Below are 11,798 nucleotides of genomic sequence, written 5' to 3' on the forward strand. Positions count from 1 at the left end.
GGCACAGTCCGCTTCCGCCGACCGCATTATGAATGAAATGGATAGTCTGCCTACAGATCTCGGTCACGAACCGTCGAACACATTGAGCTTCACCACATGCGACCGCCAGTCGAACCCATCGCGCCAACACCGCGAGGCGGACGGGCACAATCCCACGGCCCCAATAGTTTTCGGTCCATGGCACCGCACGGTACTCGGGCGCGCACCAGCCGGTCATGCAGTCATCGAACTCGCCCTGCGGAATGTCGACACAGATGTGCAGATCGCTGTGTTCGTCATCTGACAACTCTCGCGGGCATTACGGGAAGCCGTCGTTCGGCCATGGAAGGCCCAGCATGGCCGGCGGCGTCATCGATCCGGCTCCTCCCATTCGCCATCCATTAGCCATCTATAGCCGGCACGGGGTCAATGACAGCACGCCTACCCAAGCCGCCCTTATCACTTTCCCCAGAACACTAGAAATAACCCCACAGCTACTATATGGTAATCCTCCCTACCAAATAGCTGGAAGTTCTCTCGAGGAGAAGACCCATGCACTTCGGTGGAGTGACCCTAATGGTCGACGACGTAGACGCAACAGCAGCCTTCTACGAAGCAGCGTTCGGCCTCGGAACCGTCTTCGCCGACCCCGACGGCACCTTTGTGGTCCTCGGCAGAGGCGTCTGGACACCAGGCCCGTCAACCCCGAGCCTCACCATCGAACACTGGAAGAAGATCGAGGACTTCGCAGAACCCGGTCCCGCCAACGCTTTTCGCGTACTCCCCGAGACAACCGACGTGGACGCACTCGCGGCAGGAGCCAACAGCGCACTGATACCGACAACCCGCCCCTGGGGCCAGCGGGTAGCCGTCGTCCACGACCCCAACGGCGTCATCGTCGAGATCGGAGCCCCTATCGGCTGATCACCGAACCGAAGATCACTACCCGAAGGAAGTAAGCAGTAATGCGTCGAATCATGGTCGTCACGGCAGCGATCGCCGCTGCCATCCCACTGGTCCTCGGCACAGCGTCCGCCGACCCGCTGCCGGTCCCATACTCGTTGTCGGCCATGGTTTCCGCGAGCATGACCACCGCTCCACCGGGCGCACCGCCAGGCGCCAACGATTGGGGGCTGCGTCCCAGCACCGGCCCATCCGCGTCCGGTTGTCTTGGTGCACGGCCTCAGCGGCAACGGTGAAAACAGTTGGCAGACATTCGCTCCGCTGCTGGCGAACGAGGGGTACTGCGTCTTCGCGCTGACCTACGGCGTCTATCCGACAGATCGCGGCGTCCTTGCCGGCCTCGGCGGCCGAGCGCCGATCGACGAATCCAGTGCCGAACTAAAGCAATTCGTCGATCGGGTACGCGCCGCGACGGGAACCGATCGGGTCGATCTGCTCAGCTGGTCGGAGGGCACTCTGGTCAGCGCCGGATATCTACAGTTCCTGGCGGGCGCGACAGCCGTCGACCAGGCGATCAACCTGGCGCCGATCTGGAACGGCACCGCCATCACCGACCCACTGGACTCACCGCTGTCCATCCTGGGCCCGCACGGCGACGCCTACGCCGCACTGGACCCAACCTGCGCCGCCTGCGCGGAACTACGAACCGGATCCGACTTCATCAATCGCCTACAGGCCAGCGGCGTCTACTCGCCGACCGTCCACTACACCAACATCGTCACCACCACCGACATCCAGGTCCGGCCCTACACCAGCGGCATACGCGACGCACCGAACGCGACAAACATTGTGCTGCAAGATATCTGCCCGGTGAACCTGTCCGGCCACCTCTCCGTCTCGGTCGACCCCACCGTCACCGCGCTCGCCCTACAAGCCCTCGGCACTCCGCGTCCGATCCCCTGCGCTCCATCGCAAGCCCCACCCGGCGTCTAACCAGACCATTCCTCGACCTCGCCCACCGCACAGTCCTTACCCTCAGAAGGAGGGTTCCGTCGACGCATGCGGAGGACACCGATGATCGAGACCGCGGTCCTCATGATCGACCTCCAGAACACCTACATCGCCGACGACGGCGTCCGTGACGCACTGGGCTGGCCGCCGATCTGGCGACTCGACGAGGTCGTCCGCGAATGCGCCGACCTGGCCGCGCACGCCCGCCGCCGCGAACTCCCCGTCATCTACTCGCGCATGATGGCCGGTCAGACCGGGTTGGTCGGCACCGGTCCCCGCCCGCGCCGCCATCTGCAACACCGCAGGCACCTGGTACCGAAGCTGTCGAGCGAGCACCGGGAGTGGAAGACGCGGATCATGGACGCGGTCGAACCGCACCAGGGCGACCTGGTCCTGGTCAAGACGCGGCACAGTTTCTTCGCCTACACCGAGCTGGAGCCGCTGCTGCGCAACCTCGGTGTGCACCGCCTGGTGGTCGCGGGCCTGCAGACCAATGTGTGCATCGAGGCGACCGTGCGCGCCGCGCTCGAGCGAAACTTCGACGTCGCCGTGCCGGACGACGCCGTCACCACCGACGGACCGGCGCTGCACTACGGCTCACTGAACGCGATGCGCGTCCTGTACGTGGAGGTCGCCCCGTGGCGGGAGCTGCTCGCACCCGACGCACCGTGGGATCGCGCGTACACCACCCGGGATTACGGACGTGACCCCGAATACTGGAGCGGCCCAATATTTTAGTCCAAACGCACTGCGGGGGCCTCAGCGCGTAGCTGAAGCCCCTGCGGTAGTGCCGACCGGTGTCCGAGTGATTTCCTCTGGGCCCCTGCCTCGATACATGAGGCTCTCATACTTGCGGGCATTCGGCTCACCGAGCGAAGCCGCGACCGGTGAGCTCGCGTGCTCGTGCAGCTGTACGAGCACGCTGATGCTGTGCGTGCACCGGAATCGCCGCGCGAAAGCCGTTCGTAGATAACGAAATAGCAACATCACCCCGAAAACGTGCGCAAACTGTTCCGCTCGCCGACACCTACCGCGCCCCAAGAATTCGCCGGTGGGCCGCCGCCCGGCAACGGTCCGCCCGCTACTGCCCAGTTGGCCCTCGGATAACCTGTTCCGATGTTCTTGGCCCAGATCGTCGCAGCTCGTGTCCCGAGCCGGATGCTGTCCGTGTTCGTGCGGAACGCCGAGTTGCTGAAATTCCTGACCGTCGGTGCGATCGCTTTCGTGACGACCATGGTGCTCTTCTTCGGATTGAAATGGACTGTGCTGGAAGGCAAGCCGGTGACCGCGAACGTGGTCGCCGTGCTGATCGCGACCGTGGTCTCCTACGTGCTGAACCGCGAGTGGGCGTTCACCGCACGCGGCGGACGTGAGCGCCGTCACGAAGCGGCCCTGTTCTTCCTGGTGGCGAGCGTCGGCATGGTGATCAACCAGCTGCCGCTAGCCGTGTCGAGCTACCTCTTCCAGCTCCGAACCCCGCATGTCTCGGTCCTGACGGAGAACATCGCCGACTTCGTCAGCGCGACCGTCATCGGCACCCTGCTCGCCACGGTGTTCCGCTGGTGGGCGATGCGCAAGTTCGTGTTCCCCGACCCGGTGCGAGCCATGGAACACGACGAACCGGTTTCCGAGACGCGAGCCTGAACGTGCTGGTCACCATCCCGGCGGGACAGGTGACGCTGTCGGATCGGCGCACTCAGCGCAGCTGGTCGGTCGCGGTCGCACCGTTCCAGATGGCGGTGTTCCCGGTCACACAGAAGCAGTACGAACAGGTCACCGGACAGCAGCCGAGCAGCAGCCGAGGCGACCGGCTCCCGGTCGACAGCGTCTCATGGTGGGACACGCTGCGGTTCTGCAATGCCCTGTCGATCGAGGAGGGGCTGACACCCGCGTACCGGCTCGACGAGGAGAACGTCGAATGGGACGACTCCGCCGACGGCTACCGACTCCCGACCGAGGCCGAATGGGAGCACGCGTGCCGAGCGGGCAGCACCGGCCCGCGCTACGGGGAACTCGACGAAATCGCCTGGTATAGAGGCAATTCCAAGGAACATATGCACGAGGTGGGCGGTAAACGGCCCAATGCGTGGGGCCTGTACGACATGCTCGGCAACACCTGGGACTGGTGCTGGGACATCTACGACGCCGAAATCTACGGCTCCTACCGGGTTTTACGCGGCGGTGGCTGGTTCGATGAACACTGGAGCTGCCGCGCATCGGTGCGCAGGCGCAGCCACCCGACCCTGCGCCTGGACGACGTGGGATTCCGCGTCGCGCGTTCGCTGAGTTCCTGATTCCGGCGCACCACGGATTTCCGTTGCCGCCGTTCAGCTTTCGCGACGCCTGAAGTCCGATAGGGTGTCGGACAGGCCGGTGACGCATTGGCCGTGGTAGTCGGCCTGCGCCAGCGGCGTATTCACCGCACCGACGCGGAGTGGCCCTGTCTCGATAGTGGATTCGCCCCTGCTGCAGGACGGTGATGCCCGATGAGGAATACCAGCCACATCGTCGTAATGACCGACCACAGTTCCACCGAGGGCAGCTCGGCTCAGCTCGCCCGCGCGGTCGAAGTGGTCACCGACGCCGCACCGATGGTGCTCGACGCGCGGCATTTCTACGACGGCGGCAATGGTGTACTGCGCCTCGGTGATCGGCCGACGCTCGTGGTGCCGTCCGAGAATCTCGAAGTACAACCCTCCGCTCTCGTCATCTACGAAATACCGCCCGGCGAACGTCACCGATTCACTCGCTTCCAAGAAGCGGTCGCCCGCAGCGGCATCCCCTGCCTCGGTGCCGACGCGCGGGCCTGGCGAAACGCCACCGACAAACAACGCACCGTCGATAGGTTCCGGGCCGCGGGAATCCCGCAGGAAGAATCGCTGGTACTGCACCAGCCAACCCGGCACGCGGCGCTGGCCGCCTTCGACCGGCTCGGACGCGACGTGTGGACCCGGCCGATCATCGGCTTCGGTGGGCGCGACGTATTCCACGTGACCACCGACGCGCAACTCGACGCGGCGCTCGCGCTCTACCAAAAGACCGGCAGCAGTTGGCTGCTCACCCGCGACGCACACAACTTCGACGAGCGCGGACGGCGCCACCAATACCGAGTCAACGTCCTCGGCGATCGAGTGTTGCGCGTGTGCGAGCACGTGCAGCACAACCCCGACGCCCCCTGCAACGAGGCGCAGGGCGCGATCTCCACCGTGCTCCCACCCGACGCACTCCCCTGGCACCTACACGACCTCGCCATCCGCGCAACAGCATCGGTCGGGCTACCGTTCGGTGGCGTCGATCTGGTGCGCGAACGCGGGGGCGCGGTGTTCGAGGTGAATGTGCATCCCGTGCTCGACGTTCCGCAAGGATTCGAAACGGTGACAGTTCCCTTCCTGCTCGCGCACCTCGCCGACACCGCGACCCCGGTGCACGAATCCTTGCGCCCACACCGCTGATCGGACATTCCCGACAGGTTCTTCCGTACGCTCCACGAAATCGTCGGCGCCGCACATACTGTCCGGTACAAGCATGGCTATCACCCAGACAACGCGCCAGTGTCGCCTCGAGCAGGTGGCACATCGACCCCGAAGCGAGCGTATTCATGGTCATCTTCGCTGTGCACGACGCCCTCCTCGCCCAACTCGGCAATCCGACCCCGGAAGCGCCGCCGATCTCGGACAAGATTCTGCAGATGGTTCGCTACCTCACCTGGCTGGTGCTGCTGTCCGGCGTCTGCGGAATCACCTACGCCGGTGGACGATTCGCGTGGGAGAAGTGGCAGGGCGGGCCGATCGATTCGCCGAAGATGATCGCCGGGGCCATGATCGGCGGTGTTGTCGCCACGAGTGCGGGCACGATCATGAACGCGGTGATCGGCTGAACAGTCGTCGGCGGCGACTGCTTCGATTGATCCTCGCCGAGCGCCGCTGGGTGCCCGCACGATCCGGCACCGACATCGAGCGACCGCGCCGCGCAACCGGGTGGGGCGCTGACCGGGCCACCGTGCACGTGTCCGGTATCGGCAGGCCGACCGTCGACGCCGCGGTACTCGCGGCTGTCGCCAGTGCGCGAGCGGCTACGCTGCACAACGCATTCCGGCACACCCTGGCCGATGTCGATGCGAGGTGCTCGACCTCGCCGAACGGCTGCTGGCGACCACTGAGCGATTCCGCTGGGCGGCCGGTTGCGAATGAAACATCGGTGCATCGGAATTCGGCGATAAAGTGAAACCCGGCCGGACCGGCATAATGCGCCGATCATGGCCGGGTTCGCACTATCGGCAATTCACGCTCAGGGCTGGTTAGCGCCCGCGATGCCGCCGATGATTCCGCCGATGATGCAGCCGGGGATGGCGCCGACAATGGCGAAGATCAGTCCGATCAAGAACCCGATCGCACAGCCGATCAACACTCCGGCCACGGTGGTTCCGGCGTCACCGATGAACTGCGGCGCGCCCGCCTCCGGCAGCGCGGCCCCGACCGGCTTCAGCGTCAAAGTGGTTGCGTCGGCGTTTACTTCCGGCGCGACCCGCACCTGCTGGCCGGAGACCGACTGCATCGTGGTCGGCACGTTGGCGACCAGCGATCCGTCCGGTGCGACCACGGAGATGCCCTGATCGGGCGTCAGCACGAACTTGCCGGCGGCCAGCGTGACCGTCGCGCTCGAGTGGTCGGGCGCGACGGCGGCCGTGTAGGCGACACCCTGGTCGACCCCACTGATCGCGTTTGCCACCTGCACCTCACCGTGTGCGGTGGCGGCGGCGATACCTGTCGCGGCAATGGTTAATGCCGCGGTTGCTACCAATTTCCTGATATTCATAAGGCTTTCCAATCATCTAGCGAATCGATTGGCGTTTCCCCGGGAACGGCCATGGAACACCATCGATCATGCTCTCTCGACGAGAGTGTTGTCGAGAGTAATCGGAAAACTGAATTACCTTGCAAGATCAGGTATTTCGAACTCCCCCAACAATTGGGGGGTTGATTTTCGCGCTATTCCAATTCCCCTTCGGTCTCCAAGTAGACCTGACGCAACTGGTCGAGCGTCGCCTGCTCAGGATGTTCCCACAGATCGCGCTCGGCCGCCTCCAGCAGCCGCTCGGCAATGCCGTGCAGCGCCCACGGGTTGGACTGCTCCATGAACTTGCGGTTCACGTCGTCGAAAACGTAACTCTCCGCGAGCTTCTCGTACATCCAGTCGGCGACGACATTGGTGGTGGCGTCGTAGCCGAACAGGTAGTCGACCGTCGCGGCCATCTCGAACGCGCCCTTGTAGCCGTGCCTGCGCATCGCCTCGAGCCAACGCGGATTCACCACGCGGGCACGGAAGACGCGGGAGGTCTCCTCGGAGAGGGTGCGGGTGCGCACCGCGTCGGGGCGGGTGCTGTCGCCGATGTAGGCCTCGGGGTTCTTGCCGGTGAGCGCGCGCACGGTGGCGACCATGCCGCCGTGGAACTGGAAGTAGTCGTCGGAGTCGGCGATATCGTGTTCGCGGGTGTCGGTGTTCTTGGCCGCCACCGCGATTCGGCGGTAGGCGGTGCGCATGTCGTCGGCGGCGGGTGCGCCGTCGAGGTCGCGACCGTAGGCGTAGCCGCCCCAGGTGGTGTAGACCTGCGCGAGGTCGTCGTCGGTGCGCCAGCTCTTCGAATCGATGAGCTGGAGCAGGCCCGCGCCGTAGGTGCCCGGCTTGGAACCGAAGATGCGGGTGGTGGCGCGGCGTGCGTCGCCGTGCTCGGCCAAGTCCGCTTCGGCATGCGCGCGAACGTAATTCGACTCGGCGGGCTCGTCGAGTTCGGCGACCATGCGCACCGCGTCGTCGAGCAGAGCGAGCACGTGCGGGAACGCGTCGCGGAAGAAGCCGCTGATGCGCACCGTCACATCGACACGGGGACGGGACAATTCATCGAGCGAGATCACCTCGAGGGTGGTGACGCGACGGCTCGCCTCATCCCACACCGGCCGGACACCAAGCAGGGCAAGGACTTCGGCGATATCGTCGCCGGAGGTGCGCATCGCCGAGGTGCCCCACACCGAAAGCCCCACCGAGCGTGGGTATTCGCCGTGATCGGCCAGATAGCGGGCAAGCAGCGAATCCGCCATGGCCTGACCGGTTTCCCACGCCAGCCGCGAGGGGACGGCCTTCGGGTCGACGGAGTAGAAGTTGCGGCCGGTCGGCAGGACGTTGATCAGGCCGCGCAGGGGCGAGCCGCTGGGGCCCGCGGGGATGAAGCCGCCATTGAGGGCGTGCAGGACGCGGTCGATCTCGATGCCGGTCTGGCGCAGGCGTGGGACGACTTCGGTTGCGGCGAAACTGAGTACGGAACGGACTGCCGTGAGGCGGGGATCGGTAGTCAGGACGGCGGCGGGGTCGGCGAGGTCGGCGTGGGCGGCCGCAGGTGAGTCAGCCGGGCGGTCAGCCGCAAGCGAGTCAGCCGGACGAGCGGCCGCGAGCGAGTCGGCCAGGCCGTCAACCGCAAGCGACTCGGACGGACGGTCAGCCGCAAGCGAGCCGGACGGACGGTCAGCCGAAGACGAGGTGGCCATGCCGTCAGCCGCAAGCGAGTCAGCCGAACGGGCGGCCGCGAGCGAGTCGGCCAGGCGGTCAGCCACAGGCGAGTCGGCCAGGCGGTCAGCGGACGACTGAGGACTGGATGCGGGTGTCTCGCTGGGGCCCTCGGCACCGGATCGCTCGCCTGACTGGGAGACATCCGCTGGTGCGAGGAGCGTGGCGGCGAACTCGTCTACGAGTCGGTCGACCGCGTCAGCCGACCAGTCGGCGGCTTGTAGCGCGGCGACCAGTCCACGGGCTTGGCTCTCGACAACGTCGACCCGGCCGCGGACCTCGGTGCCGGATTCGTCCAGCCCCAAGGCTTCTCGCAGGCCGGGCACGTTCCGCTCGCCGCCCCAGAGCTGGCGGGCGCGCAGCATGGCGAGGACGAGATCGACTTCACTCTCGCCCGCCGGTGCCTGGCCGAGGATGTGCAGGCCGTCGCGGATCTGCACGTCCTTGATCTCGCACAGCCAACCGTCGACGTGCAGCAGCATGTCGTCGAAGACTTCCTCGTCGGGGCGCTCGGCGAGGCCGAGGTCGTGGTCCATCTTGGCCGCGCGCATGAGCGTCCAGATCTGCTGGCGGATGGCGGGCAGTTTGGCCGGGTCGAGGGTGGAGATGTTGGCGTGCTCGTCGAGCAACTGCTCCAAACGCGAGATGTCGCCATAGCTTTCGGCGCGGGCCATCGGCGGGATCAGGTGGTCGACCAGGGTCGCGTGGGCGCGGCGCTTGGCCTGGGTGCCCTCGCCCGGATCGTTGACCAGGAACGGGTAGATCAGCGGCAGATCGCCAAGGGCGGCGTCGGTGCCGCAGGAGGCGGACATGCCGAGGGTCTTGCCGGGCAGCCACTCCAGGTTGCCGTGCTTGCCGAGGTGCACCATTGCGTCGGCGCCGAAACCCTCAGGGGCGCTGAGCCATCGGTATGCGGCAAGGTAGTGATGGCTCGGCGGCAGGTCCGGGTCGTGGTAGATGGCGACGGGGTTATCACCGAAACCGCGGGGCGGCTGCACCATCAGCACGACATTGCCGAAACGCAATGCGGCGATGACGATTTCACCGTTCGGGTCGGCGGAACGGTCGACGTAGAGTTCACCGGGCGGCGGGCCCCACGCCTCGATGATGGCTTCGCGCAGGTCTTCCGGCAGCGTGTCGAACCACGCGGTGTAGGCGGCCGCGCTGATCCGAATCGGGTTGCCCTCCAGCTGTTCCGCGGTCAGCCAGTCCGGATCCTGGCCGCCCGCCGCGATGAGCGCGTGGATGAGCGCGTCGCCGTCGCGTTCATCGAGGCCGGGCACCTCGCCCGGTTCGCCGAGGTGGTAACCGGCGGTACGCATTTCGGTGAGCAGGCGGATCGCGCTTGCCGGGGTGTCGAGGCCGACGGCGTTGCCGATGCGGGCGTGCTTGGTCGGGTAGGCCGACAGCATCAGGGCGACGCGCTTGCGCTCGACCGGGATGTGACGCAACCGCGCGTAGCGCACCGCGATGCCCGCGACCCTGGCCGCGCGCTCGGGGTCGGGGACGTAGGTGGACAGGCCGTCGGCGTCGAACTCCTTGAAGGAGAACGGAACCGTGATGATCCGGCCGTCGAACTCGGGGACGGCGACCTGGGTCGCGACGTCCAGCGGGGACAACCCGTCATCGTTGGCCGCCCACTGCTCACGGCCGCTGGTCAGGCACAAACCTTGCAGGATGGGCACATCCAGGTCGGCGAGCGCGCCGACGTCCCATGACTCATCCTCGCCGCCCGCCGAGGCCGTCGCGGGCTTCGTGCCGCCCGCGGCGAGCACCGTCACCACCAAGGTGTCCGCCTGACGCAGTGTCGCAAGCAGTTCCGGCTCGGCGGTGCGCAGCGAGGCGCAGTACAGCGGCAGTGCGCGCGCACCCGCGTCTTCGATCGCGCGGCAGAGTGCGTCGATGTAGCCGGTGTTCCCGGCGAGATGCTGTGCGCGGTAATAGATCACCGCAACGGTTGGCTGATCGTCGGCGTCGGCGACCGACCCGGCCGAAACCCGTTCCAGCACACCCCAGCTCGGCAGCTGCACCGGCGGCTCGAAGCCGTGGCCGGTGAGCAGGACGGTGTCGGAGAGGAAGTTGTGCAGCTGCAGCAGGTTTTCCGACCCGCCGGCGGCCAGGTAGTTGTGTGCGTCGGCGGCGACACCGCCGGGCACGGTCGAGCACTCCATCAGCTCCGCGTCCGGCGCGATCTCGCCGCCGAGCGCCACCATCGGCACACCGCTGGCGCGGATCGCGTCGAGGCCGTCCTCCCAGGCGCGCTTGCCGCCGAGGATGCGCACGATCACCAGGTCGGCGCCGTCGAGCAGGGCGGGCAGGTCGTCGACCAGCAGCCGAGCGGGGTTGCCCCACCGGTACTCGGCGCCGCTCGCGCGGGCGCTCAGCAGATCGGTGTCGGACGTGGACAGCAGCAGAATCACAGGTGACGGCCTTCCTCGGGTTACGCGCCCATCGGTTTGCTGCTCGCCACCGGGGTCGGCAGCCAGCGGAGCTGGCGGGTGGGCAAGCCCAGAGGGTCTGGCTTTTCACAGTGGCGCGACCGCACCGGATTTCCACCGGTTTCCTCGTCGCCCGCCGAGCATGCAGATGCTACCTGCCGCCCTGTCGGGTTCGGCTCATGACTCCACCTCGCTGGCGCTCGGCTCCGCCATGCCCCACAGGGCGCTGTGTTGTTGATTCGCTCGCTGACGCTCGCTCAGGCGGTCGCCGCGCGGGCCGCGAGGAAGTCGTCCACGATGCGGGCGCAGTCGGCGGGGGTGGTGTGCCCGATGCCGATCAGTTTGGCGAACACGAGCGGCCCGACGAGCTGGGTCAACGCGAGTTCGAGATCGAATTCGCCGAGCTGCGTACGGACTTCGGGGGTGTCGAGCAACTCGTCGAACGGCTGGCGGTACTGCTCGAGCAGCCGATGCCGCAGCGATGACAAGGCAGCCCCGTCCTCGCCGTGCTCGGTGCCGGTGGCAAGCCATGCGAGCGTGGTCAACTGCAACGGCGCCCCCTTGACGACTTCGGCTTGCCTGCTGAGCAATTCGATCAATCGATCACGCAGCGGCCCGACCGGCGGCGTCTCGATGACCGGCGGCAGCAAGCGTTCGAGGGTGGCGGCGCGCAGGTGCATGGCGCTGTCGAAGTGCCGGTACAGCGTGGTCCGGGCGACCTTGGACATTCGAGTCACCGCCTCGACGGTGACCGCCTCGACGCCGCCGGATTTCAGCAACGCGGCCGCGGCGTCGAGCAAGCGCGCGCGGGAGCGCACCTTGCGCGGGTCGACGTCATCTGTCGGGGTCATGGATCGAAGCATTCCTTCTCCGCCGGGGCTATCGCCACCTACCAGACTTATGCTACTG

11 protein-coding genes are annotated in these 11,798 nt (G+C 66.6%); 7 read left to right on the forward strand and 4 right to left on the reverse strand.

Features of this window, described 5'->3' with window-relative positions:
- Positions 1-555: 555 nt before the first annotated feature.
- Positions 556-903 carry a VOC family protein gene (locus tag OG203_RS08100; RefSeq protein WP_405165054.1) on the forward strand — a complete coding sequence of 116 codons (348 nt, stop codon included), beginning with the start codon at positions 556-558 and terminating at the stop codon, positions 901-903.
- Here the strand turns inward: OG203_RS08100 and OG203_RS08105 are convergent.
- Positions 893-1,126 carry a hypothetical protein gene (locus tag OG203_RS08105; protein WP_405165055.1) on the reverse strand — a complete coding sequence of 78 codons (234 nt, stop codon included), beginning with the start codon at positions 1,124-1,126 and terminating at the stop codon, positions 893-895. The genes OG203_RS08100 and OG203_RS08105 overlap by 11 nt on opposite strands.
- A gap of 23 nt (positions 1,127-1,149) precedes the next feature.
- Between OG203_RS08105 and OG203_RS08110 the strand changes: the two genes are divergently transcribed.
- The 6 genes from OG203_RS08110 (at position 1,150) to OG203_RS08135 (ending at position 5,770) form a co-directional block, all read left to right on the forward strand.
- Entirely contained in the window at positions 1,150-1,875 is a 726-nt protein-coding gene (locus tag OG203_RS08110) for a lipase family alpha/beta hydrolase (protein ID WP_405165056.1), read from the forward strand.
- An 81-nt stretch (positions 1,876-1,956) separates the two neighbouring features.
- Positions 1,957-2,631, forward strand: coding sequence for a cysteine hydrolase family protein (locus tag OG203_RS08115; protein ID WP_405165057.1), 675 nt, complete (start codon positions 1,957-1,959; stop codon positions 2,629-2,631).
- Positions 2,632-3,009: 378 nt separating this feature from the next.
- Entirely contained in the window at positions 3,010-3,537 is a 528-nt protein-coding gene (locus OG203_RS08120) for a GtrA family protein (RefSeq protein WP_405165058.1), read from the forward strand.
- Between the two features lie 5 nt (positions 3,538-3,542).
- The gene (locus OG203_RS08125; protein ID WP_405167795.1) at positions 3,543-4,187 is read left to right on the forward strand and encodes a formylglycine-generating enzyme family protein; all 645 of its coding nucleotides are present in this window, start codon (positions 3,543-3,545) and stop codon (positions 4,185-4,187) included.
- A gap of 192 nt (positions 4,188-4,379) precedes the next feature.
- On the forward strand, positions 4,380-5,345 hold the full coding sequence (locus OG203_RS08130) for a RimK family alpha-L-glutamate ligase (RefSeq protein ID WP_405165059.1): 966 nt from the start codon (positions 4,380-4,382) through the stop codon (positions 5,343-5,345).
- A 146-nt stretch (positions 5,346-5,491) separates the two neighbouring features.
- A complete protein-coding gene (locus OG203_RS08135; RefSeq protein ID WP_405165060.1) occupies positions 5,492-5,770 on the forward strand; it encodes a hypothetical protein in 279 nt (92 codons plus the stop codon).
- Between the two features lie 410 nt (positions 5,771-6,180).
- On the opposite strand, the gene OG203_RS08140 is transcribed toward OG203_RS08135, so the two are convergent.
- The 3 genes from OG203_RS08140 to OG203_RS08150 all read right to left on the reverse strand — a co-directional run bounded on the left by OG203_RS08140 (position 6,181) and on the right by OG203_RS08150 (position 11,740).
- The gene (locus OG203_RS08140) at positions 6,181-6,708 is read right to left on the reverse strand and encodes a hypothetical protein (protein WP_405165061.1); all 528 of its coding nucleotides are present in this window, start codon (positions 6,706-6,708) and stop codon (positions 6,181-6,183) included.
- 173 nt (positions 6,709-6,881) lie between these two features.
- Complete coding sequence (locus tag OG203_RS08145; RefSeq protein ID WP_405167796.1) at positions 6,882-10,664, reverse strand: cobaltochelatase subunit CobN; 3,783 nt, start codon at positions 10,662-10,664, stop codon at positions 6,882-6,884.
- Between the two features lie 482 nt (positions 10,665-11,146).
- Entirely contained in the window at positions 11,147-11,740 is a 594-nt protein-coding gene (locus OG203_RS08150; RefSeq protein WP_405165062.1) for a TetR/AcrR family transcriptional regulator, read from the reverse strand.
- Between the last annotated feature and the right edge of the window lie 58 nt (positions 11,741-11,798).

It is taken from the genome of Nocardia sp. NBC_01499, from assembly GCF_045040275.1.
GTDB lineage: Bacteria > Actinomycetota > Actinomycetes > Mycobacteriales > Mycobacteriaceae > Nocardia.

Bases quoted from the DNA above. Each gene is read 5' to 3' on its own strand.
- OG203_RS08100 (WP_405165054.1), top strand. From the start codon at position 556: ATGGTCGACGACGTAGACGCAACAGCAGCCTTCTACGAAGCAGCGTTC.
- OG203_RS08145 (WP_405167796.1), bottom strand. From the start codon at position 10,664: ATGGTGGCGCTCGGCGGCGAGATCGCGCCGGACGCGGAGCTGATGGAG.
- OG203_RS08150 (WP_405165062.1), bottom strand. From the start codon at position 11,740: ATGACCCCGACAGATGACGTCGACCCGCGCAAGGTGCGCTCCCGCGCG.
- OG203_RS08130 (WP_405165059.1), top strand. From the start codon at position 4,380: ATGAGGAATACCAGCCACATCGTCGTAATGACCGACCACAGTTCCACC.
- OG203_RS08140 (WP_405165061.1), bottom strand. From the start codon at position 6,708: ATGAATATCAGGAAATTGGTAGCAACCGCGGCATTAACCATTGCCGCG.
- OG203_RS08135 (WP_405165060.1), top strand. From the start codon at position 5,492: ATGGTCATCTTCGCTGTGCACGACGCCCTCCTCGCCCAACTCGGCAAT.
- OG203_RS08115 (WP_405165057.1), top strand. From the start codon at position 1,957: ATGATCGAGACCGCGGTCCTCATGATCGACCTCCAGAACACCTACATC.
- OG203_RS08120 (WP_405165058.1), top strand. From the start codon at position 3,010: ATGTTCTTGGCCCAGATCGTCGCAGCTCGTGTCCCGAGCCGGATGCTG.